Raw genomic sequence first — 25,587 nt, 5'->3', positions numbered from 1 at the left:
GGGTCGTTGAAATACAATAGTTACTCAAAAAGCTGTTCTAGTTAGGACAGCTTTTTTTATTTACCTTTGCTATCAAGACTGTTAATGCCTACTTTATGTTGTTGATACTACATTTGAGAAGAATGATATGATAGCCCCTATTGGAAAGTATATGTTTTTACGAGACCATCTGCAGTTTGGGCTGCGTTTGTGGTTTTTTCCTTTGGGTATTATGATGGTGTGTTCAGTAAATGCACAAAATGAATCATATAATGGTTTTGTTCCTTTAGATAATTATTATGGTGCAAGCGGAGTAGCATTAAGTGGAACGAACGGATCCCGGTCAATGAATGATGTTAACCAATGGGGTATTAATCCTGGAATTCTTACGGGAACACTCAATGGGGAAGTAGGAGTTAATTCTTCTTTTTATCCTTCAAAAATATCTGTCTTTTCTCTTACTTCTGTACTTCAATTGGATAGTATTTGGCCAATTGGTGTGAGATTATTGCAAACCTCTTTTGGAGAAACAGATAGATATGATGCAGAAGGTCGTAATATTGGTACTTTTAGGTCAAGTTCAAGCAGTATCTCTTTGGGAACTTCTCGAGCACTTTCTCAGGATTTGAGAATTGGGATCGCATTGAATTATCATTTACGGAATATTGATTCCTACAATTCCCATATTCTAAGTGTTGATATTGGCAGTGTGTACAGTTTGGGTGATAATTCCGCTGTAGGGCTATCAATCAGCAATTTGGGCCATGAGATTATTCCATTTGAGACCGAACGAACCCCTATTAACTGGGACCTGTCTATATATGGTAGCAAAAAGTTAAGATATTTACCGCTTGAATTATTTTTAAAATTTCAAAAGCTAAATTATTGGAACCGTCTCAGCTATTTAAATCCATTTGATGAATCACAAAATGATTTTGATAATGGCGGCTCGTCAGAATCTTCCCGCATTGAAAATTTGGTTCGCGAAATATTTGCCCACATGGTAGTGGGTGGGCAGATGAGCTTTGGAAAACCGGAAAAGTTTTGGTTGCGATTTTCATATGACCACTTGCAGAACCGCCAACTTGGAATAGAAAATATACGTTCACTTGAAGGCATTGCCCTGGGATTTGGTATAGCCGTTAAAGAACTTAAAATTGATTATTCCTGGGAACGTCTTTATTTTGACACTGGTGTTCATCATTTATCACTTTCTCTCAATATTTTTGGTGATAAAAAGGTTGCTCCCAGGAGATTCTAATATATTCCCTTCCACAAATTAATATTGATCCAATATTGACTTACCTGGAGGGACAATATTCATATATTTTTAATGGTAAATATGCAGTACTTTTCAGAAGTGGTTCTATATTTTGTTGCTTAATTGACAAAATGATTATTACTCCACCGATGTATTTTCATCTTCCGAAGTCACTGATACTTCATCATTTTTTAGTTTTTCAGGTTCGGGAAAAGGTCGTGGGCCTATGAGTTCTTCCAGGTCACTTTTTACGACTACTTCCCGCTCTAATAATGCTTTGGCAAGAATTTCAAGTTCTTCCCTTTTATCTGTCAATAGAGCTTTTGCCCTTTCGAATTGGAACTGAACCATTTTCCTGACTTCCGAATCAATCAATGCGGAGGTTTCTTCACTGTAAGGTTTGTTTATTTGATCTTTTTGCAAACCGTGGAAAGAAATATTACCCACATTATCATTCATACCATAGATAGCGATCATACTGTACGCCATTTTAGTAATTTGATCCAGGTCGTTTTGTGCACCAGTGCTTACCTTTCCAAAAATGATACTTTCGGCTGCTCTTCCTCCAAAAGTCATACACATACGATCTAACAATTGCTCTGTACTGGTAATATATTCTTCTTTGGGCAAATATTGAGCATAACCCAAAGTGCCTATTCCCCTAGGAACAATAGTGACTTTTACAAGAGGTGAAGCATGTTCCAAAAACCAACCGCAAATTGCATGGCCCGCTTCGTGGTATGCTATTACTTTTTTCTCACTTGGAGAAATAAGTTTATTTTTCTTTTCCAGACCTCCAATCACTTTGTCCAGGGCGTAATTGAAGTCTTCCATGTCAACTTTCTTCTTGTCTCTACGGGCTGCAATTAAGGCTGCTTCGTTACAAACGTTGGCAATTTCAGCACCGGCAAAACCAGGAGTCATCTCAGCTAATACTTCTGCATTGACATCAACAGATACCTTTATATGTTTTAGATGAACTTCAAATATTTGTTCACGTCCATTTAGATCCGGGCGATCTATTCCTATTTGTCTGTCAAATCTTCCGGGTCGTAGCAGTGCTGTGTCCAGAACATCCGGTCGATTGGTAGCAGCCATAAGTATTACCCCTTTTTCACTGGAGAATCCGTCCATTTCTACAAGAAGTTGATTAAGGGTATTTTCACGTTCGTCATTACCTCCCTGAATACTGTTTCTTCCTCTGGCTCTTCCTATGGCATCGATTTCATCAATAAAAATAATACAAGGTGCCTTTTCTCGTGCTTGTCTAAAAAGGTCCCTTACCCTTGAGGCACCTACACCTACAAACATTTCTACAAAGTCGGATCCACTAATCGTAAAAAAAGGTACTTCAGCCTCTCCTGCAACAGCTTTGGCAAGAAGTGTTTTCCCTGTTCCCGGAGGGCCAACCAACAAAACTCCTTTGGGTATTTTACCTCCCAGGGAAGTATACTTTTTAGGGTTTTTGAGGAAATCGACCACTTCCATTACTTCTTCTTTGGCTTCATCCAGTCCGGCTACATCTTGAAAAGTCACATTGACTTTAGTGTCTTTGTCAAATAAAGTAGCTTTTGATTTACCAATATTAAATATTTGAGCTCCGGGTCCACCGGCACCTCCACTCATTCTTCTCATAATAAATATCCAAATAGCTATAATAAGTACTATTGGAATAATGTATGTTAAGGCGGATGTCCAGCTATATTCAGTTTTGTAAACCGGATACAGTTGATTCTCCTCTGCGAGTTCTGAATTAATTTTCTCAAGACGTGTTTCCAGGGCATCAACGGTTCCTATGTTGAAAGTATAATGAGGTTGATTCAGCGAAAACGCATCTTGTGATATATCTTTGAATTCTTCAGAGTCAAGCCGTGATTTTTTGATAAAAACTTTTGCTTCACTTTTGTTGACTATTTCGAGGCGATTTATATCTCCGTTTTCAGCCAGGCTTTTAAACTTTTTATAGTCTATTTCCTGTCCTCCACCAAATCCGGATCCAATAATATTAAAAAACAGAAGTAAAAGAATTATTATTCCATATATCCAATAAATATTGAATTTATTACCTTTTTTATTATTGGAGTTCTTTTTATTGTTCTTGTTGTTGTCCATTCTAATTTATATATTTTCGTACTCGGTGATTTCAGCATCTTGCCAAAGTCCCTCTAAGTCATAAAACTTTCTTGTCTCACTATAAAAGACGTGAATAATCGTTGTGAAATAATCTATTGCTATCCATGTCGATTGTGTTTTCCCATCTGTATAGCTGGGGAACAGGCCTATTTCGTCTTTAATGTCTTTTTCTAAATTTCCTGCTATAGATTTAACATGTGTAACAGAATCTGCCTCACAAATGATAAAAAAATCCGTAGGCGGGGTTTCTAGGGATCTTAAGTCAAATTTTAAAATATTTTTACCTTTATGGTCCTGAATTTTTTCGATTATAAAGTCATTCAAATGTTCTCGCTTATATTGCGGGTTTTCTTTTAACTTCGCTTGCAAATTATTCCTTTTTTATTTTCTAATTACAAATTTACTGATAAGTTGGCTGAATTTGATCATTTTAAACACTTTAGTTCTATTTCCAGTACCAATCGCTACGGTATAGAATTAATAGCAAAAAGCAATCCACCTGCATTTACTGTCATATCTGCTGATTTTCAGACCGAAGGAGTCGGACAAATTGGCAGTGAATGGGTGTCTATACCCGGAGCAAATTTATTAATGTCAATAATTCTGTATCCTGACTTTATAAACGCCAAAGAACCATTTAAGTTGCATTTTATAACTTCATTGGCTTGTACGGAGTTATTACGTCAATTTATAAAAGATGAAAGAATACAGATTAAATGGCCTAATGATATCCTGGTAGATCGAAAAAAAATAGCAGGGCTGCTTATTAAAAACACATTTTCCGGAAATCATGTGAAAAACTCAGTCGTAGGAATAGGAATGAATGTTAACCAGGATGATTTTGATAAATATTTATTTAATGCTACATCTTTGAAAATGGTTTCGGACAAAGAATATAATATATCTGATTTAAGGATAGACCTTTATGGGCACCTAAAGAGGTTTTATAATCTTGCAGAAAATGGAAAAAGTCTTAAAGAAATTTATTTGACATACCTTTTTGGCTATGATGAGGATTTTTCATTCTTTGATCTGGTGGATCAGGAGTATAAAAGAGGGATCATAGTTGATGTATTATGTACGGGTGAACTTGTGGTCGAAGTTGAAGGAGTCGAGAGAAAATATGATTTTAAGCAAATTAAATTTTTATTGAATGAGGAGTGATTGTGTGTCGATTGTAACCATTGGGGATGAATTGCTTTTGGGGCAGATTACTGATACGAATTCATCATGGCTTGGGTTAAGTTTGGCCTCCTTGGGATGGAATGTCGTTTCAAAATATACTATAGGAGACCGTGTAGATGATATTACATTGACCTTAAATAGAGCATCTAAAGATGCGGCAATAGTTTTGGTTAGCGGAGGGCTAGGCCCTACCTCTGACGATATGACACTTTTGTCAATAGCAAAATTTTTTAATTGCGACTTGGTAGTCCACGAGCATACCAGAAAACGTATTAAATCCTATTTTGAAAACAAAAACCGGACAATGTCAGCACAACATGCACGCCAATATACATTGCCGGAAATAGCTGAAGTATTGGACAATAATGTAGGGACGGCTCCAGGGCTCCGGATTCACCAGAAAGGGATATTGTTTTATTTCTTTCCAGGGGTTCCTACTGAAATGAAGTTTTTGTTCAACACTTATGTATTGCCTTCATTGAAGTCTTTGAACCAGGAGAGGGTGACCTTGTTTACAGCCGGGATAGGGGAAACAGATGTTGTCGATACTATTTTGGATATTATCAAGGAATTTCCCAGAAATATTTCGATCGCATATCTTCCGTATCACGGAGGTGTTCGTCTTCGGTTAACGGAAGTAAAGGAGAAAGGAAGTGGACATAGCAAAATTAATTATTTTAAAGAAAAGATTATAACGCGTCTTCAAGATTTTTATATTGCTGAGAATCACAATGAATGGGCAACCATTATGGGTGAGTTATTGAAGGAGAGAGGATTGATGATGGCTACGGGTGAGAGTTGTACAGGTGGTTATATCGCTCATAAAATCACATCTGTTCCAGGGGCATCAGAATATTTTTTGGGTTCTGTTATTTCATATGCCAATGAAATAAAGGAAAATTTGTTGAATGTAAGTTCACATGTACTAGATACATATGGTGCAGTTAGTGAAGAATGTGCTAGAGAAATGTTAGCCGGTCTTTGTAACGCAACTAATTGTGATATAGGTATTGTGACCACGGGAATTGCGGGACCCGGTGGAGGCACGAAGGATAAACCTGTAGGAACAGTTTTTGTTGCTGTAGGAAATAAAGAAAGGATACTGGTACAAAAGTTTTCTTTTCGAAGCAGTCGGGCGGGAATAATAGAGCACACCTTCAATAGAGGTATGCATATGATATATAAATTTTTAAGTAAGGGATAAAACTTTTACTTTTACTACAATAAAATGAAATACGGTCATGGCAAATTATGAATTAGTGATGCCTAAAATGGGAGAATCTATTTTTGAAGCTACCATACTTAATTGGTTGGTAGAAGAGGGACAAACAATTGATCATGATGAAATTATACTGGAAGTGGCTACAGATAAAGTGGATTCTGAGATACCTTCTCCGGTAGCAGGGAAGGTTGTTGAGTTGAAAGCAACTGTGGATCAGGTAGTTAATGTAGGGGATGTTATAGCAGTTATAGAGACGGAAGGGGATGATGGTAAGCATAGCAAGTTGATTGCTGATACTGATACGAATGGTGCCAACAACGGAAACGAACATACCACACCCGAAGTTCCCACCTCCGTAGTTGTTAATGAAACTGTACGGAAGTTAAAGGATAAAAAAGATCGCTTTTACTCACCTTTGGTTCGTACGATTGCCCGAAAAGAAAATATTTCAAAAGAGGAATTGGAAAGCATACAGGGAACTGGTATGGGGGGAAGGGTGACTAAGCAGGACGTTATGGAGTTTCTTATTCTAAAATCTGATGATGGAAGTAAAGAGCAACAAAAAGCTAGCAAAGAAGAAGATATCGTTGAGGCATTTGAAGAGAATGTAACGAAGTCATCACATGATAGTGATCTGGAAGAGGTAGTGAATATGACTCGGGTTAGATCCACCATCTCTAAACATATGATACGATCAAAAGAAACGGCCGCACATGTTACCTCAGTAATCGAGGCTGATATGACAAAAATGGTTGAATGGAGGAATAGAAATAAAGTCAAGTTTCAGGAGAAATACGGAGTTAAGTTGACCTATACCCCTATCTTTTTAAAAATATTGTCTGAATTATTGAGGGAGTTTCCTTACCTGAATTCAAGTGTGGAAGGTGATAAAGTAATTTTAAAGAAATATATTAATATCGGAATCGCAACTGCTCTTCCGGATCACACACTAATTGTACCGGTTGTTAAAAATGCAGACCAGTATAGCCTGGCAGGACTTGCTAAACAATCGAATGACTTAATTTCAAGAGCACGAAAAAATGCTTTGAAAGCTGATGAAATTAGGCAGGGAACTTTTACCATAAGTAATATTGGGACCTTTGATAATTTGATTGGAACCCCAATTATTAACCAACCGGAAGTAGCTATATTGGCTGCTGGTGCGATCAAGAAGAAACCTGCAGTTATAGAAACTGCCGAAGGTGATTTTATTGGGATCAGGCAAAAAATGTATCTGTCATTATCTTTTGATCATAGAATTATTGATGGTTACCTTGGAGGTTCTTTTCTCAAGGAAATAGCTACAAAGTTTGAATCATTTGATGAAGACGATTTTTAAAATGAATTATTTTTTTAAACCCCACTTTTTTTTTGCACTTCAAATAATTGGCTATTTGATATTCCCATCGGCCAAACTGGCTGCACAGGCCCATTCGGACGAATTAATTAAAGTAGCAGGTGAATTTCATAAAAACGGCGCATTTAATGACGCTCGTAAATACTATGATCTTTATTTGAAAAGAAAGCCAAAAGATGAGGATGCTCGATTAAGTTTGTCAAGATTGTACCTGGACTTTGGATATCCCGAAAACGCATTGGAAGAGATGGATAAAATTATTGAAAGTGAAAGACGGGTAGATAATTTTTTTTGGTATTACAAGGCCCGGGCACTTCATGCAATAAATTCATTTTCAGAGGCAGCAGATTTATATAAAAGATACCTCCGTGAAAGTACAAATGCTCAATTCAAGACTATAAGTTATTATTATTTGAATCAGGTAGGGGTAGGAATTGATTCTCCTGAAAGATCTGATGCGTATTTTATGGAAAATATTGGAAGTGTAGTTAATTCGATCAGAAATGAACTAAGGCCAATTTATTCCCCTAATATTTCAGACAGGATATATTTCTCCTCATCCCGGGATTTCAATAGATCGGATATAACCATTGGGGAGGGAAACTATCATAGTGATAATCTTAATATGTATTCATCATCGATTAATCAGGGAGTTTGGGCTAATGTTGCTCCTATGAATGAGGGTTTTTTTACTCATGAAGATGAAGTATTGTTGGATTTTAACCAGGATGGGATGGTTGCATTTTTTGAATATTCAGATAAAAATAACTTATCCAAAACAGTTGTGGATTCGGTACAGAACCAATCGGAAAGATTATTGAAGAAGTGGAATCATCCTGTTTATAATTCTGAATTAGGGGATAGAGATTTATTTTTCTTTAATGATTCAACCATACTATTTTCCAGCAACAGGGAAGGGGGATATGGAGGCTATGATTTATATGTTTCTTTTAAAAAAGCAGGTAAATGGAGTATTGAGAATCTGGGGCCAGGAATAAATTCCAATTTTCATGAAATTTCACCTTTTTTAACCAAAGATGGGAGGAATCTATATTTTAGTTCCAACTGTGAAAAAAGTATGGGGGGGTATGATGTATTCACGTCTATATTTGAGGAAGAAACGGGGCATTGGACAGAACCATCAAACTTGTTAAGGCCGATTAATAGTGGAATGGACGAAATTAATTTTAGAATTTCTCCTTCCGGAGAGGAAGCCCTTCTCGTATCAAACAGACCTGGTGGAGAAGGTGGATATGATATATATGGATTGTTTTATGATCATCCGATAGAAGCACAGCGGACCAATAAAATTCCCGTATTATTCACGCAAAATAGAGAGTACGAATCTTTCCGTTCGAATCTGGGTGGTGACAAGATGAATATATTGTCCCGAAGGGAGGTTGAACCTATTTTTTATAAGGATAATGGTCCTGTACTGGTTAAAGGTACAATTTCAAAACTAGAAGAAATCCTGCAATATTATAGACAATATCCTCATATTGAGTTCCTGGTAAAAGTATATTCTAATAGGGAGCATACGACTGGACAGAATTTGTTCCAATCCTATTTAAAAGGTGAAGAAATTGCAGAATACCTGACGAGAAATGGGGTCCCACCAGATAAAATTAAGATATGGACATTTGGCGGACAATACCCATTTGTGAAGAATTTCGTGGATGGAGAGCCATTTTTACCTGGACAGAATTTGAATCGTCGAATTGAAGTTCAATTATTAAATACGGAAAATTTACCAGTTTCATTTGAAATGAAATTCGACCCGCAGATTCAAAATAAAGAGTATTTGAGAGATGATTATGGACTTTTTAATAGGCGAACTACGGGTTTGTATTACAGGATAAAATTTGTGACTACCAAACAAGTCTATAGAGGAGATTTATTCACCGATACGAATGACGCTTTGATCGAAAAAAAAATGAATACGGATTTTATTTCGTATTATATAGGCATATACCCTACATTTGATTCAGCAAATGAGCGGTTGTTCGAAATTAAGAAAATGGGGTATAAAAATGCTTTGATTGTGGCATTCGACAATTTGCAAGAGATTGGAGATGAAGGATTTACGACTGAAAGAATAGAAAAGTATCCCGATTTAAAAAAATATTTAATTTACCTGGATTAAGATGAATCGATTTAAATTTTTGAAGGAAGGATTAAGGAATATTAAGACTGTGGGAACAGTGACGCGCAGTTCCAGGTACCTATGTGACAAGATGATCAATCATAGTAGAATTCACAAGGCTCGTTATATTATGGAGTTGGGAGCAGGAGACGGAGTCCTTACCAGAAGAATTCTTGACCGTATGCCGGATAACTGTAAATTAGTATCCTTTGAAATCAATGAGAAATTTGTTGACATTCTCAATTCGATTCAGGATGATCGATTGATTGTAGTAGGGGATTCGGCAGAGAATATTGAAAAGCACTTAATTAAACATAATATTGATGAGCTGGATATAGTGTATTCGGCTTTACCGTTTACCGTTTTTCCAAAAGAGTTAGCAAAAAGCATTGTAGAGTTGGCAAAGAAAAAATTGAGGTTTGAGGGAGAATATCTACAAATTCACTATTCCCTTATTGCCAAAAAAATGTATGATGACATTTTTCAAAATGTTCAGGTCTATTTTCAGCCGATAAATATCCCGCCTGCATTTGTTCTGAAATCTTTGAAAGGGGAGTAAGAGAAAGGTAAATTAGGATCTATTTGAATACCAAAAATTACTATTATCCTTTTCGAGTAAGCGTTCATTTTTTGTTTTTCGAAATGTGTCATTATCAAAGTAGAAGTCAACTTCATTTGAATCACCCCAGTCATCGTCTTCTGGTTCTCTCCTGCTTTTAAAGATATAAGCTGTTAAAATTCCAGTAAGGCCTCCCAATAAGTGACTTTCCCAGGAAACGCCCGGCTGGTTGGGAAGGACACCGTAGAACATTCCGCTGTATAAGAATAATATGATCAAAGCAAGTACTATGGATCTCCGATCCCTATTGAAAAATCCTGCCCAAAATATAAATGAAACCATTCCATAAACTACCCCGCTGGCCCCTATATGGAATGCAGGCTTTGCAAAAGCCCAAACTAACCCACCTGTAAGCGTCCAAATAAGAATAATAGCCGGTATAGCAATACTCCTGTAAAAGTATGATATAATAACACCTGCTACGAAGAAAGGTATACTATTATTGATTAAATGTCCAAATGAGCCGTGAATAAAAGGCCCGGTAAGTATACCTATCAGTCCTTCCTTGTGCCTGGGCCATACTCCCCAGGCTGAAAAACTAATATGGCCAAAAATTTCCATGCATTTAATTGTCCACATTATTATGAGGATAATTGATGGCCATTTAATGGCATTGATAAGGGCTTTTGTTTTATTCTCTGCCATATTAAAAAATTTCTTTGGCTACTTCAAATGCATTTAATAGCGAATTTTGATCGTATTGAAATAGTTCTTTTTTTTCAAAATAGTTTATCAGGTTTTCTGAAGGCATGTTCCCTACCAATTCATCTTGAGCCATTGGACAACCTCCGAAACCTTTAATAGCTCCATCAAACCGGGTACAACCATTTTTGAAGGCAGCATCAACCTTTTCCTTCCAATTACTTTTTTTAGTGTGTAAGTGAACACCAAAGTCTATATTGTCAAATGTTGAACTCATAGCACTTACCGTATTACCGATAGTTTCCGGATTCCCTATTCCGATGGTATCTGACAGGGCAATCGTATGAATGTTTATTTCTCTGAAACGCTGCGCCCAATATGTGATTATATCCGGATGCCAAAGATCCCCGTAGGGATTTCCAAAACACATAGAGAAATATATAACCATTTTCTTCTCGTTGATATCCGCTAATTCCTGGATTTCACGTATGCGTTCGAAGGCTTCTTCCCTTGTCGCGTTAGTGTTTCGTAGCTGAAAAGTCTCAGAAATTGAAAAAGGAAACCCCAGGTAATCTACTTGATCATATGCAACAGCCATTTTGGCTCCGCGGTAGTTGGCTACAATTACCAGCACTTTTGTTTTAGAATCGGATAAGTTTATTTTTTTGAGGACTTCACCCGTATCCTTCATTTGGGGTATTGCTTTCGGGGATACAAAGCTACCGCAATCCAGCGTGTGAAAACCAACATTTAGTAATGCATTGATATATCTCACCTTGAGATCGGTAGGGATAAACGGCTTTATACCTTGCATGGCGTCCCTTGGACAATCGATTAGTCGAATATTTGCACTCATTTGATCACCGGTTGATTAGGTTTGAATGACACCCGGATTAAATTTTTCTATTTCTGAATTTTGGGCTACTTCCAGTGAAAGAGAGATCCAATCCCTGGTTTTTTCCGGATCTATAATCTCATCTACCCAAAGTCTTGCTGCTGCATAATACGCTGATGTTTCATCCGCGTACTTTTTCTTAAGTTCTTCCAGCCTTTTATTTGATTCTTCCTCATTATAATCTTGTTTACTTTGTTCTATTTGCAATAATACTTTGGCTGCCTGTTCACCTCCCATTACGGCAATCTGAGCCATGGGCCAGGCAAAAATAAATCGGGGATCGTATGCTTTTCCACACATTGCATAATTACCGGCACCATTTGAATTGCCCATGATGACAGATATTTTAGGAACTGTGGAATTGGCAACGGCATTTACCATTTTAGCCCCATCTTTGATTATTCCTCCGTGTTCGGATCTGGATCCTACCATAAAACCGGTTACATCGTGCAGAAAGACTAAGGGTATTTTTTTCTGATTGCAATTCAGGATGAATCGGGTGGCTTTGTCAGCCGAATCAGAGTAGATGACTCCTCCAAATTGCATTTCTCCTTTTTTCGTTTTTATCCTTGATCGGTTGTTCATAACTATACCGACATGCCAACCGTCAATTTTTGCATAACCACAAATAATTGTTTTTCCATATTTAGCTTTATACTCTGTGAAAGTATCACTATCAATAATTGAATTTAAAATACGGTATGAGTCATATGGGGTGGTTCGATGTTCTGGGAACTCTTCTAATAAGGTTTTTGAATGTAAGGATGGTGAAACAGGGTTACTACGCTCTAAGTGTGACTTAGTAAGTATTCCCATATTTCCCATAATTGATTTTATTTGGTCCAGGCAGTCTTTATCTGATTCTGCAATGTAATCAGTAACTCCGGAAATTTCCGAGTGCGTTTCAGCACCCCCCAGGGTTTCTTTATCCACATTTTCACCAATTGCTGCTTTAACCAGGTAGGGACCTGCTAAAAAAATGGATCCCGTGCCTTTGACAATGAGAGCCTCGTCTGACATAATAGGAAGATATGCGCCTCCTGCGACGCAACTACCCATTACTGCAGAAATTTGAGGAATTCCCATACTTGATAGCCTGGCATTGTTTCTAAAGATCCTTCCAAAATGTTCTTTATCCGGAAAGATTTCATCTTGCATGGGCAAAAATACACCTGCACTATCCACTAAATAAATAATGGGAAGACGATTCTCAATAGCTATCTCCTGGGCTCTCAGATTTTTTTTGCATGTCATCGGAAACCAGGCTCCTGCTTTGACTGTAGCATCATTTGCTACCAAAATTACCCTTCTACCGGCAACCTTTCCTATTCCCATTACCACACCGGCAGATGGGCACCCTCCGTATTCCTGATACATTTCAAATGCTGCAAATGTACCCAGTTCATAGAATTCAGTGTTTTCATCGATTAGATACCTTATGCGTTCTCTGGCAGTCAGTTTCCCTTGTTGGTGTAATTTTTCTATCTTTTTGTTACCTCCACCTTTTTTAATTTTTTCTATATGTCGTTGCACAGAAGAAATAAGAAGATGATTTTGATCTTTGTTTTTTTCTTTTTCTATATTGACCATTCCGGACAGTTTTTTTAGTAGTCTTATTATTGGAGCCAGAATTTAAACAAATCAGATTGGAAAAAGATTGTGTTTTAGTTATTTTTTTGGGAATTTAGGTTTGTTCATAGGAGATGTAGGGGAACTAATTTTTTAGGGTATTGGGTAGTGATTGCTTTTTAAAATGGGATAAATGTTACAGCCTACCCAGGAGGATTTAATGGGGTTCATAGAAAGTAATCTAATCAATACTGATTTGGAAGAATGACAAAGTGATGACATCCAATTAGAAGTAAAGAAACAATTTATTTCATCTTCGGAGAGAGTCCTGGTAATAATAAAAGGACCTTTTCCGTAGATATCAATAGAATCAAAATCGGGATTACCTACGCGTTGCTGCGGTGATCCCGAAAATGGGAGTTTCAAATCAAAAGAATTCAGTTCGTTTCACTCACTAGTATTTTCGTTTGAAAATGATAAATTAATCTTTTTCTGCGGAAAGCTCTTCCTGAATCAGATGTTAAATATTTTTCGAAATCATAGGTTTTATACTTGTCAATAAAGACGATATAATTGATAATTTTAAAAGGTTTGTAATTATGATTAGAATTGATCCACCTTTATTGTGATGTTAAAGTTGTCATTTAGATATTTAGTACATCCTGTGTAGATATAATTTTTTTACTTATTAGGATATAAACGAAGTAAAAAATAGTAATTACTTATTTGAAGCGGTCATCTACCGTCGAAGGTCTTTTATTAAGATTGTAATATTGGGGGAATAATAAAAAAGCTCGCCTAATACTTTTCAATTTTTCAACGTTCTTGTTTCGCTGGTTATAGGTTCTGGCGAAGGTATGTGAGTGAAGTCGGGATTACCTACGCGTTGCTACGGTGATCCCGAAAATAGGAGTTTCAAATCAAAAGAATTCAGTTCGTTTCACTCACTAGTATTTTCGTTTGAAAATGATAAATTAATCTTTTTCTGAGGAAAGCTCTTCCTGAATCAGATGTTAAATATTTTTCGAAATCATAGGCTTTATACTTGTCAATAAAGACGATATAAGTGATAATTTTAAAAGGTTTGTAATTATGATTAGAATTGATCCAACCTTTATTTTGATGTTAAAGTTGTCATTTAGATATTTAGTACATCCTGTGTAGATATAATTTTTTTTACTTATTAGAATATAAACGAAGTAAAAAATAGTAATTACTTATTTGAAGCGGTCATCTACCGTCGAAGGTCTTTTATTAAGATTGTAATATTGGGGGAATAATAAAAAAGCTCGCCTAATACTTTTCAATTTTTCAAAGTTCTTGTTTCGCTGGTTATAGGTTCTGGCGAAGGTATGTGAGTAAAGTCGGGATTACCTACGCGTTGCTACGGTGATCCCGAAAATGGGAGTTTCAAATCAAAAGAATTCAGTTCGTTTCACTCACTAGTATTTTCGTTTGTAGCTTTTGCGCAAACAAGTTTGGCAATGCTAAAAACAAAAATACCCGCTAATGCGGGCATTCATTTGATTTGCGGTGAGGGCGGGATTCGAACCCGCGGTACCTGTTACAGTACGCCGGTTTAGCAAACCGGTGGTTTAAGCCACTCACCCACCTCACCTAATCCAGTTTTTGAGATTTTTCTTGTGTGCAAGCTGACTTACGCGGGGCAAATATAAAAACATTTTTAAAAATCATGCAAGGAATTTAAATTGCATGTAAACTCATAGTAATTTTCTTTTCCAAATCGGAAACAGTGTCTTTGAAAACTTTATCTGTATCCATGAGATCCTGAACGGTTTTACAAGAATAAATTACCGTACTGTGATCTCTTCCTCCAAAAGTTTCGCCAATGGTCTTAAGTGATTTATTTGTATGTTTTTTGGCAAAGTACATTGAAAGTTGACGGGCTGTCACAATATTTCTTTTTCTTGACTTGCTTTGCAGGTGATCCACGCCTATATTGAAATGACCGGCTACTAATTCCTGAATGCTATTGATAGTTACTTCTTTGGAAATTTGTTCTACGAACTTTTGTACAACTTCTTTTGTGATTTCCAGGTCAATTTCTCGATTATTGAGGCTGGATTGGGCAATTAGGGAAACGAGCACTCCTTCCAGTTCGCGAATATTACTTTTGATATTATAACAAATGAATTCAAGAACGTTTTCAGGTAATTCGATACCTTCTTTATTCATTTTATTGTCCAAAATGGCCATACGGGTTTCGAAATCGGGAGATTGGAGATCTGCAGTGAGACCCCATTTAAATCTTGAGATCAGTCGTTCTTCCATTCCTTCCAGGTCTTTGGGCGCCCGATCCGATGTTAGTACTAGCTGTTTCCCGTCCTGGTGGAGTTGATTAAATATGTGGAAGAATATATCCATCGTTTTGGTCTTATTGGCAAAAAACTGGATATCATCAACAATCAAAATGTCCAATTGGTGGTAAAAATTGAGAAAGTCTTCAACTTCCCCATTTTTTATTGCATGTACAATTTGATTGGTAAATTTTTCGGACGAAACATAGAGGATTTGCTTGTTTTTATTATTTTTCAATGCTTCGTTACCTATGGCATGTGCCAGGTGAGTTTTACCGAGACCGACGTCGCCGTATATTACTAAAGGATTAAATGCGGTACCTCCCGGACGTTTGGAAATGGCCATCCCGGCATTGCGGGCAAGTCGGTTGCAATCTCCTTCAACGTAATTTTCAAATGTATAGTTTGCATTTAAATTGGGATCTATCTTCAATTTTTTTATTCCGGGAAATACAAAAGGGTTTTTGAATTTTTCTGATTCTGTCTCTATTTGTGTATTCTTTTCAATTTTTACAGCATTTGAAACATCTTGTTTGGCTTTCAAAATACGATAATTTAATCCTGCACTGGATCCAATTACTTCCAATAATGCTTTTTTCATGAGATGAACATAATGCTCTTCTATCCATTCATAGAAAAAATTATTTGGCACTTGTATCGTAAGCGTTTTTTTATCATATCGTACTGGTTCAATTGGCTCAAACCAGGTTTTATATGCCTGTGGATTTATTTCGGATTTTATGATTTGAAGACATTTATCCCAGATAGCTTTCCCATCATTCACCATTTCCGTTTTTTCTTTTTGTCCTATTATAAAATATTCTTTACCCCAGTAATTTTTATATCGGTAATTGGGGGCTGCGAATTTTAAAAAATTAATCCGCATTTGGAATGAAAATCTACGAAAAAAATCAGAATAAATTTATATTATAAAAATAAAAAATATGTTAATGAAAAAATATAAATGTTTATATAGGATATTTTTCGAAATATTGTTTTGGTAAATAAAACTCTTATTTAAATATAAATAAACCTGTGATTAATTAAAAACTTTTGGTCAAAGAACCTTGATATTTTTACAGGAATAACACCTTTTTGTATTGTTTTTCTCTAAATAAAGATCGATCCTTCCCAGTAAAATTCCGGCCCAACCTACCTGGTTTATTATAATTGTTTCACCGTTTTTATTTTTTGTTAAAACTGGTTCATCCAAAAAAGTATGAGTATGTCCTCCTAATATTATATCTATACCCGATGTAGCTTTTGCCAATTTTAAATCATCAATCTTAGAGCTCGAGTATTTGAATCCCAAATGGGAAAGGCAAATAACCAGGTCACAGTCTTTTTCAAACTTCAAATGCATTGCGGTCTTTTGCGCTGTTGGAACAGGATCTATATATTGTGTGTCCTTATACAGTTCTTTTGGGACGAGTCCTTCCAATTCAATCCCAAGCCCGAAAATTCCAATCTTTATTCCACCGACTTTTTTGACCGTAAAAGGTTGAATGGCCGAGTGTAGGATGGTATCATCAAAATTGTAATTGGCGGAAACAAAGTCAAATTTTGCATGCTTCAGTTGATTGTGAAACCCCTCAATTCCGGCGTCAAAATCGTGATTGCCAATTGTAGCCACATCGTATTTCATAGCAGTCATTGCCTTAAATTCCAATTCACCTTTGAAAAAATTAAAATAGGGAGTGCCCTGGAAAATATCTCCACTATCCAATAATAACACATTGTCTTCTTTTGATCGAATGTCCTTTACCATAGAAGCTCTGCGAACTATACCCCCCATATTTGCATTCCTGCTTCCATCATCAGGAAAAGGTTCTATGCGTGAATGCATGTCATTGGTATGGAGTATTGTAAGTTTTGTGAGTTCGCTTTGGCTGGAGAATAAATCAAAAGGAAAAACCCCTGACGACAAAAACATTCCACCTAATGAGCTCCATTTTATAAAGTTACGTCTACTGGTCATGATTGTTAGTTTTGATTCTTCCCTCAAGTTTAGCAGTGATTGTTTTTTCAGACCTGGCGATGTTGATCAATGCATCTCGGTAATACACATTGAGATTATTTTTTGGTAAGTGACTTAAAAAACTTAACCCATCTCCACCATTCGCAAGATAATCAGACAGAGCAATTCTATATTGTCCCACCGGATCAATTGATTGGGAATTGAGTTTTGCTTCAATAATATGGTCCCCACCAATAGTCATCTCTAATTCAGAACTGACAGGCCATCCACCATAGTCAGCTATCCGTTCAAGTATCTTGATCAATATTTTACCCTCTACGACCATTGTGACTACATAATTATCAAAAGGCATTAATTCATATACATTTCCTACCGTGAGTTCTCCTTTGGCTAATTCAGCAATTCTTACACCTCCGTAATTGCAAATCGAAAGATCAATTTTTTCTCCGGTTGTTTTTTCTGCATATTTACCAATGGCATCTGCCATCCAATTCCCCAATGTTGATTCTGGACGATCTTTGACTAGCGTCTGCGGGATATCGGCAATGACTTCATTCATTTGGGAGGAAACCTCTGATTTGTATGGTGCTATTAGGCTTTCGATTTCAGGTGCACCTTCCGTGTTGTTTTCTCCGTTTAGTCTATATCGATCAAACTCTGCCTGGACTGGATGGTAGGTAGTCTGACATGAAAATAGAATAAGGACGATGAAAATTATCGACAAAAAAATTGAAGAGTGGTTGGTTAATTTCATATGCGGGACTTTACGATAAACTGCTGACTTCTTTTCGAATCGCCAGTAATGCCTTATCTATGGGGTTGAATTTCTTTTGATCCAATTTATCTATCAATGCACCTACGAACACCTGATCAGATTGATATTCTTCAAGATCGTTACTGAGATCATTAAGTGTGGCAAAGACGTCATTTTTTGTAAGTGAAATAATTTCCCATAATTGATCTGAAACATAGATTTGCTGAGTGACGTTATGTTCAAATTCAGTCTGAATATCCATTTTCATCATATTGATCAGTTGAAGGGCAGTCATATTTCCATCATGGCACCTTTTTATAACATTGGGGAATTGTATGCGTTCCATAAGTAATGAGAGCCTTTCATAGGCTTGAAGCTTTCGCTGAAGCATATCATGCGACAAATTTGGCCTTTGAGATAAAAACACATTGGATAAGATTTGATCCAGTTTTTGACTGAGTAGATGGTAAAGAAGCCACAATCCAAAAATGAAACAAAGTCCAAAAACACTGAGGCAAATGAAAATTATTACACTATTATTCATACATTAAAATAAACTTTTCTTTTTTACTTTGTGTTAATTTTTTGAAATTAAAGTATTAATCGGAATATTAGAAATTAATCACATGGAAGATACAAAAGTTCAAAACGGAGTGGACCCGGTAACCCTTACGGATGGAGCAGTAAGTGAACTTGAAAAAATAAGAAATCAGGAAAAAATTCCATCGGAATACGGCCTGAGGATAGGAGTAAAGGGAGGTGGCTGTTCTGGATTTTCATATATTTTGGGGTTTGACGAAAAAAAAGAGAACGATAAAGAATATGAGGTCAACGGAGTAAGGGTGATAATTGACAAAGGGCACGCTATTTATTTGTTGGGAATAGAAATTGATTTTGAGGTTGGGCTCAACAACAGGGGGTTTTCGTTTAATAATCCCAATGCATCGGATACTTGTGGGTGTGGAACCTCTTTTGCTACGTAAAGGAAAGGTATGGATATCTATGATAGATGATTTTACCAAAAAAAGTACTCAAACATGGTAAGGGTAGAAAAATTGAGTTCATTTCCCCAATCCGGGCCTCTATGGGTAGTGTAATATTATCAAAGTATTCTGTTGTTATCATACTTCGACCACAGGTGTTTTTATCAGTTTATACCCTCATAGGTCCTTTGAGGTTAATTACGGTTCCAACGGTGTATCTTTTTGAAAGGATTTGATATTTGACTAAGTTTGTGTTTATAGAACGACTGCATAGGAACTGGATTATTGCTTAAAGGTATGGGTGTGCGGTGTTCAGATTTAGGATTCCTGAGATTATTCGTTTAAGACAATCTGAATATTTCCCATGAATGCTATATATGTAGGAATCATTCAATTTCTATTTGTATACTTACCCGGTCTATTTGACCTGCAATGGGAGGAGCAAGTTTGTGTATGGTGAGGGTAAGGGTATCCATAGCAGGATATCTGTCTTTAAGGAGAGAAGCCATTTCATACCCTACTGTTTCTATTAATTTCCGGGGATTTGCCATTTCGTTTTTACAGAGGGTATAAATCTCTTCGTAGTCGATAGCATTTTCCAGGGAATCAGTGGTAGCTGCTTTGACAATATTGTAATTAAACTCAATGTCGACCATATAATCTCCTCCGATCCTTTGTTCCTCTGCGTAATACCCATGGAAGGCTTTAAACCGAAGACCTTTTAAAATAATTTTGCTTTTCATACAAATGTATACTTTTTAGTACCTTTAGGTCCGTAGAAAATGGAGCTTGTTTACTGGTCTGGCCAACGCTGTAAGAAATTATTACAGAATAAGTATGAAACAAGTCATTTTTTCATTTTGAGCGGAAGGATACAAAATTTTCGACAAAGTAATGAGAAATAATATTAATCACCTCGATTATTTTAATTTGGAATCCAATTTAGACCCTGACACCTTATTGGTCCGGGACGCTGTGAGAGATTGGGTCGATAAGGCAGTTAGACCCAATTTGGAAAAGGTAGCTGAATCCAAAAAAGTACCCGATAATTGGTTTAAAGAAATGGCTGAATTAGGATGTTTCGGCCCTTCACTTTCTGAAGAGCATGGAGGTTTGGGAATGTCAGACCTTGCTTACGGGTTGATAATGCAGGAATTAGAGCGTGGGGATTCAGGAGTAAGGTCAATGGCTTCAGTACAGGGAGCCCTTGTTATGTATCCTATAAGTATTTTCGGGAGTCCCGAGCAGCAAAGCAAATATTTAAAAAAATTAAGTCTAGGTAATACTATTGGTTGTTTTGGGCTTACCGAACCCAATCATGGAAGCAATCCGGGAGGTATGGAGACCAGCCTGGTAAAAGATGGTGCTAACTATAAGTTGAACGGTACTAAAATGTGGATCACCAATGCTCCGGTAGCTGATATTAGTATCATCTGGGCCAAAGATACCGAAGGGAAGGTGTACGGTATCATCCTTGAACTCAGTAAGAAAGGAGTATCTGTGGAAACGATTGAAAATAAATGGTCAATGCGTACTTCACTGACGGGTACTATTTATTTGGATGATGTAATAATTGAACCAGGGGAGATATTACCTGGTGCCAGGGGATTGAAGGCTGCACTTAAATGCCTTAATAAAGCCCGGTATGGGATTGCGTGGGGAGTTATTGGAGCAGCGCAAGATTGTTATGAAACCGCACGTAAATATGCGCTTGAAAGAACTCAATTTGGAAAACCTTTAGCTGCATTTCAATTGGTTCAAAAAAAGCTCGCCGAAATGCTAACTAAAATTACTCAGGCCCAGGCTCTCGTTTTCCAATTGGGGTATTTGAGTGATAGTGGTTTAGTAACTAATGGGCAAATTTCGATGGCAAAAAGGGCTAATGTCGAAATGGCTTTGGATGTTGCCAGAATATCCAGACAAATTTTGGGTGCTATGGGAATTACACAGGATTATCCTATTATGCGGCACATTATGAATTTGGAAACAGTAATTACGTATGAGGGGACCCATGATATACACCTTCTGGTTACAGGCCAGGAAATAACGGGTATTTCTGCATTTACATAGGAGCAATAATAAAAGTGGTTATGGGGAATTTCAATTCAGGGCAACTTAAGCGATTAAAGGAAATATTTGAAGAACTGGAATATCAAGTAATTTTTGGGAAAGGACAATTTAAGTCCGGATATTGTATTATTCAGGACAAAAAAATGATTGTAGTAAATAAATATTTTGATACAGATGGAAAGGTGGAAACCCTACTTGAAATTATGGATCAAATAGAAGACCCTAAAGAAATTTTGCTGTCTAAGCCCTCTATGAAATATTTGCATAAACTATATGAAAGAATTACTGAAATAAAGAATTAAATTTTGAAAATAACCATTCTTGGAACTGGGACTTCCCAGGGAGTGCCGGTTGTGGGTTGTCATTGTGAAGTCTGTATTTCCCGGGATACAAGGGACAAAAGACGCCGGCCGGCAGTACTGGTACAACATAAAAACACGAATTTAATAATCGATATAGGTCCGGATTTTCGAAACCAGATGCTCGACCATTTTCCCGGAAAATTAAATGCTGTATTGCTTACCCATGAACACAATGATCATACGGCTGGATTGGATGATATCCGACCTTTTAATTTTAAATATGACATGAATATTCCTATCTACGGATTGCCAAGGGTTTTGGAGAACCTGGAAAGGAGGTTTTCTTATATCTTTTCCAGTCAAAAGTACCCGGGAATCCCACGAATTTCACTGAAGCCCATACGTCCCTGGGATGAATATGAAATCCAGGATGTTACAGTTTTAGCATTGCCTGTACAACATGGGGGATTGCCTATTTTAGGTTATTGTTTTGAGGGGTTTGCTTATTTGACGGATGTTAAAAAATTGAATGAAAAAGTCGTAAATCAGTTAATGGGAATAAAAGTTTTGGTGATAAGTGCACTGCACCATAATAAACACCATTCTCACATGAACCTAAATGAAGCCCTGGCGTTAGTTAGTAAATTGCAACCGGAACAGGTGTATTTTACGCATATGAGCCATTCTATGGGATTACATAAGAAAATAGAAAGCCGACTTCCATTAAATGTTAAATTGGCATATGACGGCTTAATAATTGATGTGTAAACAATCATTTGTCATAAAATTTTAGCATATTGTAAGTAGGAGTAAACCCAAATATTTGAGAAAAAACTTTTACATATTACTATTCACATTCATTGGCTATTTGAGTATAGGGCAGCAGCTTCCCCAAATGTCCTCTGTACATTGGGATAAGTTTATCCAAAATCCTGCATTTGGCGGTGTGACCGGGGTAACACAGATAACCGGACATTTCAGATCTCAATGGCAGAGTATAGAAGGACAACCTAAAACCCAGTTATTGTCATTTAATACGCCGATTGATGCTATAAACAGTGGGGTTGGTGCCTTGATATTGGGTGATCAAATAGGTAGGGTGCGTCGCCAGAATTTTATGCTTACCTACAATTATATGATGGATCTACCATTTGGATTTTTATCCGGTGGTATGGCTGTTGGTATGGAAAGACTTACCTACAATGGAAGTGATTGGAGGGCACCCGACGGTGAATACGGATTTACCACAATAAATCACAATGATCCAATACTGGCGAATGAAAATATTTCGGGACTGGCGCCTAAATTGGATTTTGGCTTGTTCTTCTCTTCACAATTTTTCGAAGTGGGATTAAGTTCACAAAGTGTATTGCCCTTTAGGTATCAATTAGGTGACCAGGTAGGAAATATCGATGCAAGGCAAAGCAGGAGCTATTTGTTCCAGGCAAGTTATTTTTATGATTATACAGAGGAAATCTTATTAGTGCCCTCTATTTTAGTCAAAGCAGGAAGCGGGCTTGTACAGACTGAATTGGGAGTGGGCGCTGATTATTTGGGCGTTATTAAAGGGGGATTATATTTCAGAGGATATGATAGTAAGTCAATTGATGCACTGATTGTTCAGGCAGGCTATCAATTTGCAGAAAATGCATATGCTTATTATTCATTTGAATTAGGATTGTCAGGGTTGAGAAAAGTTCACGATAATTCTCACGAAATAAGCCTGAGATATATAATTGATGAACCACTATTTAAAGTTAAAAGGGAAAAGGTTATTTACAATCCCAGATATATAGAATAATTACCGGTTTTGATCTTCATAAAATTTTCATAAATCTTTATTCTAATTGATTGAAATCCAAATAATTTTAACAAATTAGTATCTTTAATGTTTTATTGTTTGACAGTAAGTTAGTTATATGTTTTATTATGTAGCTAGATAGATCTAATTGATTATTAAGTATTTAGAGTGAGATGAGGGGCTGTTTTTGATCAAGTTCAGAATTTATATTTAAAATAGAGTCAGAAATTGATTTTGGGAAAAATAAACGAGAAATTTTAGGCGTTAGTAAAGCGTTGATCAATAAACATTGTTAATGTGATTTTGATTATCCAGAAGTGGAATTATATTTGCAGCAGAAAGAAATAAATTTGATAAAGAATGTTAAAAGGATTTAAAGGTATTTTTGCCTTGGGGCTCGGTGTGGTCTTTCTTGCTTCTTGTGGCAGGAATAGTAATACCGGAGATTTGGTAGGTGTGCAGAATAGGTCGGAGTGGAAGAATGATATAAACCCCTACGGTATGGTTTATATTCCTTCGGGAACTTTTATGATGGGGCCAAGTGATCAGGACATTAGCTATAGTTATGTCCAGCGGCCAAAAGCAATTTCGATCCAGGGATTCTATATGGATGACACAGAAATATCGAATAACGAATACCGTCAGTTTGTTCATTGGGTTCGTGATAGTATAGCACATTTGATAATGGGCGATGTTTTCACTGATGATTATGGTAATGAACACATTGATTGGGAATATGAATTGGATTATCGAGATGAGACACTTGATGAAATGTTTTACCAGGGGAATGACCGGGTAAATGGAAGAAGAGAATTGGATGTTCGAAAGTTGAATTATCAGTGGGAGCGTTACAATTTAAAAGCTGCGGCTGCAGATAGAGGGAAATCTCCCAGAAGCGATTTTGTAGAAAAGTTCCAAATAAATGTATATCCTGATACGCTTGCATGGATCCGGGATTTTGCCTATTCATTTAATGAGCCGATGGCTAGGAATTATTTCAGTCATGTAGCTTATGATAATTATCCGGTAGTAGGTGTTAACTGGCATCAGGCGCAAGCTTTTTGTAACTGGCGGACAAAAATCTGGAATGCGTATAAAGATGAGCCTATTGGTAACGATGGCTTTCGATTACCTACTGAAGCAGAATGGGAATATGCGGCAAGAGGTGGACATGAATTGGTCCCTTATCCATGGGGAGCATATAGTTTGAGAAATGCAAAAGGATGTTTATTGGCCAACTTCAAACCGGGAAGGGGAAATTATCCTGAAGACGGAGGCCAATGGACTGTAGAAGTTGATAAATATGATCCGAATGACTACGGATTGTTCAATATGGCAGGGAATGTTTCTGAATGGACAAGTTCTGCTTATCACGAAAATAGTTATTCGTTTTTGCACGATTTGAATCCCGATTTTAAGTACGATGCAGATGAAAACGATCCTGATGCATTTAAGAGAAAAGTAGTTCGCGGCGGATCCTGGAAAGACGTTGGGTATTTCTTAAGAACTGGTGTCCGTGACTGGCAATACCAAGATACAACTACCTCATACATTGGTTTTCGTTGTGCATTAACATTCCAGGGGCGGTCTATAAACGATAGTTACTAATAGAGAGAATTGAAACAAAGTTGAACCCTATATCAATTCCTACATGTTTTTATTTTCGATTTCGACGAAAAAATAATTTTCACATTTTTTCTGATCTGCGCAAGAATCAGATACATAGTTGCGTTCATAATCTTAGTTTAAAACAATCAAATAATAAAGAACAATGAGTTTTTATAAAAAATCCTGGTTTAAGTACTTGAAAAATTTCATCATTGGTGTAGGTGCCGCACTGGTTATGATGGGAGCTTTGGGGAAAATCAACTCGTATGAATGGGGAGGTACTGCTATTACCATTGGCCTGGTAACGGAAGCCTTATTATTTTTAATGTTGGGTATCTTGCCACCGGAAAAAGATTATTACTGGGAGAATTTGTATCCCGGTCTTGATAAAGCCAATGCAGGGATAGAACCATTGACCAATGGGGCCGTTGCGACCAGTAACGGACAGCCGCAGGGTAAACCACTTGACAGTGATTTTGTAGAGAATCATTTGGATGGTATGTTGGGCGAGTTGAGGACTATGTCCAAAAGTATGAGTTCACTTAAAGCGTTGCAGGAAGTGGATTTTTCTCAAACAGGTGATCAGATTAAATCGATGAACAATTTTTATGACAAACTGAATACAGCAATGTCTCAGCTAGAAGGAAGCGTTGAAGATGCTAAGCAGTATAAAGAAAATATGGCTGTACTCAATCAGAAATTGAATTCATTGAATACGGTGTACGGCAATATGCTTAATGCCATGAATGTGAAGCAACAATAATATTT

General features: G+C 36.8%; 24 protein-coding genes and 1 tRNA gene. 13 read left to right on the top strand and 12 right to left on the bottom strand.

What is annotated here, in order from left to right; translation table 11 throughout:
* Positions 1–127 precede the first annotated feature (127 nt).
* Entirely contained in the window at positions 128–1,240 is a 1,113-nt protein-coding gene (locus LVD47_RS09085; protein ID WP_236975416.1) for a PorV/PorQ family protein, read from the top strand.
* Positions 1,241–1,378: 138 nt separating this feature from the next.
* Here the strand turns inward: LVD47_RS09085 and ftsH are convergent, their stop codons facing one another.
* Together ftsH and rsfS are read right to left on the bottom strand one after the other, a co-directional pair.
* Positions 1,379–3,352 carry an ATP-dependent zinc metalloprotease FtsH gene (gene ftsH, locus LVD47_RS09080; RefSeq protein ID WP_236975415.1) on the bottom strand — a complete coding sequence of 658 codons (1,974 nt, stop codon included), beginning with the start codon at positions 3,350–3,352 and terminating at the stop codon, positions 1,379–1,381.
* A gap of 6 nt (positions 3,353–3,358) precedes the next feature.
* Positions 3,359–3,742 (bottom strand): ribosome silencing factor, encoded by a 384-nt coding sequence (gene rsfS / locus LVD47_RS09075; RefSeq protein ID WP_236975414.1) that lies wholly within the window; start codon positions 3,740–3,742, stop codon positions 3,359–3,361.
* 42 nt (positions 3,743–3,784) lie between these two features.
* On the opposite strand from rsfS, the gene LVD47_RS09070 reads away from it, so the two are divergent.
* Genes LVD47_RS09070 through LVD47_RS09050 form a run of 5 tightly spaced genes read left to right on the top strand, consistent with a single transcriptional unit; the run spans position 3,785 to position 9,839 of the window.
* Complete coding sequence (locus LVD47_RS09070; protein WP_236975413.1) at positions 3,785–4,537, top strand: biotin--[acetyl-CoA-carboxylase] ligase; 753 nt, start codon at positions 3,785–3,787, stop codon at positions 4,535–4,537.
* Positions 4,527–5,762, top strand: a complete 1,236-nt coding sequence (locus LVD47_RS09065; RefSeq protein WP_236975412.1) for a CinA family nicotinamide mononucleotide deamidase-related protein — start codon at positions 4,527–4,529, stop codon at positions 5,760–5,762. Before LVD47_RS09070 ends, LVD47_RS09065 begins: the two co-directional genes overlap by 11 nt.
* 37 nt (positions 5,763–5,799) lie before the next feature.
* Positions 5,800–7,119, top strand: a complete 1,320-nt coding sequence (locus tag LVD47_RS09060) for a dihydrolipoamide acetyltransferase family protein (protein ID WP_236975411.1) — start codon at positions 5,800–5,802, stop codon at positions 7,117–7,119.
* Between the two features lies 1 nt (position 7,120).
* Positions 7,121–9,280 (top strand): hypothetical protein, encoded by a 2,160-nt coding sequence (locus tag LVD47_RS09055; protein WP_236975410.1) that lies wholly within the window; start codon positions 7,121–7,123, stop codon positions 9,278–9,280.
* A 1-nt stretch (position 9,281) separates the two neighbouring features.
* Positions 9,282–9,839, top strand: coding sequence for a class I SAM-dependent methyltransferase (locus LVD47_RS09050; protein ID WP_236975409.1), 558 nt, complete (start codon positions 9,282–9,284; stop codon positions 9,837–9,839).
* 12 nt (positions 9,840–9,851) lie between these two features.
* Here LVD47_RS09050 and LVD47_RS09045 read toward each other — a convergent pair whose 3' ends face one another.
* The 9 genes from LVD47_RS09045 to LVD47_RS09005 form a co-directional block, all read right to left on the bottom strand.
* Positions 9,852–10,544 (bottom strand): rhomboid family intramembrane serine protease, encoded by a 693-nt coding sequence (locus LVD47_RS09045; RefSeq protein WP_236975407.1) that lies wholly within the window; start codon positions 10,542–10,544, stop codon positions 9,852–9,854.
* A 1-nt stretch (position 10,545) separates the two neighbouring features.
* A complete protein-coding gene (locus LVD47_RS09040) occupies positions 10,546–11,397 on the bottom strand; it encodes a hydroxymethylglutaryl-CoA lyase-like TIM-barrel protein (RefSeq protein ID WP_236975405.1) in 852 nt (283 codons plus the stop codon).
* A gap of 15 nt (positions 11,398–11,412) precedes the next feature.
* Positions 11,413–13,026: an acyl-CoA carboxylase subunit beta gene (locus tag LVD47_RS09035; RefSeq protein WP_236975403.1), complete on the bottom strand. Its 1,614-nt coding sequence runs from the start codon at positions 13,024–13,026 to the stop codon at positions 11,413–11,415.
* A gap of 132 nt (positions 13,027–13,158) precedes the next feature.
* Positions 13,159–13,431, bottom strand: a complete 273-nt coding sequence (locus LVD47_RS09030) for a hypothetical protein (protein ID WP_236975401.1) — start codon at positions 13,429–13,431, stop codon at positions 13,159–13,161.
* 1,105 nt (positions 13,432–14,536) lie between these two features.
* A tRNA-Ser gene (locus tag LVD47_RS09025) sits at positions 14,537–14,623 on the bottom strand.
* A gap of 86 nt (positions 14,624–14,709) precedes the next feature.
* The gene (gene dnaA, locus LVD47_RS09020; protein WP_369427766.1) at positions 14,710–16,110 is read right to left on the bottom strand and encodes a chromosomal replication initiator protein DnaA; all 1,401 of its coding nucleotides are present in this window, start codon (positions 16,108–16,110) and stop codon (positions 14,710–14,712) included.
* Positions 16,111–16,380: 270 nt separating this feature from the next.
* Entirely contained in the window at positions 16,381–17,301 is a 921-nt protein-coding gene (locus LVD47_RS09015) for a bifunctional metallophosphatase/5'-nucleotidase (protein WP_236975397.1), read from the bottom strand.
* Positions 17,291–18,055, bottom strand: a complete 765-nt coding sequence (locus LVD47_RS09010) for a 5'-nucleotidase C-terminal domain-containing protein (RefSeq protein WP_236975396.1) — start codon at positions 18,053–18,055, stop codon at positions 17,291–17,293. The genes LVD47_RS09015 and LVD47_RS09010 overlap by 11 nt, the downstream gene beginning before the upstream one ends.
* A gap of 10 nt (positions 18,056–18,065) precedes the next feature.
* A complete protein-coding gene (locus LVD47_RS09005) occupies positions 18,066–18,599 on the bottom strand; it encodes a DUF7935 family protein (RefSeq protein WP_500797285.1) in 534 nt (177 codons plus the stop codon).
* 82 nt (positions 18,600–18,681) lie between these two features.
* On the opposite strand from LVD47_RS09005, the gene LVD47_RS09000 reads away from it, so the two are divergent.
* Positions 18,682–19,038, top strand: a complete 357-nt coding sequence (locus LVD47_RS09000) for a HesB/IscA family protein (protein WP_236975394.1) — start codon at positions 18,682–18,684, stop codon at positions 19,036–19,038.
* A 386-nt stretch (positions 19,039–19,424) separates the two neighbouring features.
* On the opposite strand, the gene folB is transcribed toward LVD47_RS09000, so the two are convergent.
* Positions 19,425–19,781, bottom strand: a complete 357-nt coding sequence (gene folB / locus LVD47_RS08995) for a dihydroneopterin aldolase (protein WP_236975393.1) — start codon at positions 19,779–19,781, stop codon at positions 19,425–19,427.
* Positions 19,782–19,932: 151 nt separating this feature from the next.
* Here folB and LVD47_RS08990 point away from each other — a divergent pair, with 151 nt between their 5' ends.
* The 6 genes from LVD47_RS08990 to LVD47_RS08965 all read left to right on the top strand — a co-directional run bounded on the left by LVD47_RS08990 (position 19,933) and on the right by LVD47_RS08965 (position 25,582).
* Positions 19,933–21,108 (top strand): acyl-CoA dehydrogenase family protein, encoded by a 1,176-nt coding sequence (locus tag LVD47_RS08990; RefSeq protein ID WP_236975392.1) that lies wholly within the window; start codon positions 19,933–19,935, stop codon positions 21,106–21,108.
* Between the two features lie 20 nt (positions 21,109–21,128).
* Positions 21,129–21,410, top strand: a complete 282-nt coding sequence (locus LVD47_RS08985) for a hypothetical protein (protein WP_236975391.1) — start codon at positions 21,129–21,131, stop codon at positions 21,408–21,410.
* Between the two features lie 3 nt (positions 21,411–21,413).
* The gene (locus LVD47_RS08980; protein ID WP_236975389.1) at positions 21,414–22,178 is read left to right on the top strand and encodes an MBL fold metallo-hydrolase; all 765 of its coding nucleotides are present in this window, start codon (positions 21,414–21,416) and stop codon (positions 22,176–22,178) included.
* A 55-nt stretch (positions 22,179–22,233) separates the two neighbouring features.
* Positions 22,234–23,211, top strand: coding sequence for a PorP/SprF family type IX secretion system membrane protein (locus tag LVD47_RS08975; RefSeq protein ID WP_236975388.1), 978 nt, complete (start codon positions 22,234–22,236; stop codon positions 23,209–23,211).
* Between the two features lie 360 nt (positions 23,212–23,571).
* On the top strand, positions 23,572–24,819 hold the full coding sequence (porK, locus tag LVD47_RS08970) for a T9SS ring complex lipoprotein PorK/GldK (RefSeq protein WP_236975387.1): 1,248 nt from the start codon (positions 23,572–23,574) through the stop codon (positions 24,817–24,819).
* A 163-nt stretch (positions 24,820–24,982) separates the two neighbouring features.
* Positions 24,983–25,582, top strand: coding sequence for a GldL-related protein (locus tag LVD47_RS08965; protein ID WP_236975386.1), 600 nt, complete (start codon positions 24,983–24,985; stop codon positions 25,580–25,582).
* The last annotated feature ends 5 nt before the right edge of the window (positions 25,583–25,587 follow it).

It is taken from the genome of Membranihabitans maritimus, from assembly GCF_021729145.1.
Classification (GTDB): Bacteria; Bacteroidota; Bacteroidia; order Chitinophagales; family Saprospiraceae; genus Membranihabitans; species Membranihabitans maritimus.
This window is presented reverse-complemented; position numbering and strand designations above follow the sequence as displayed.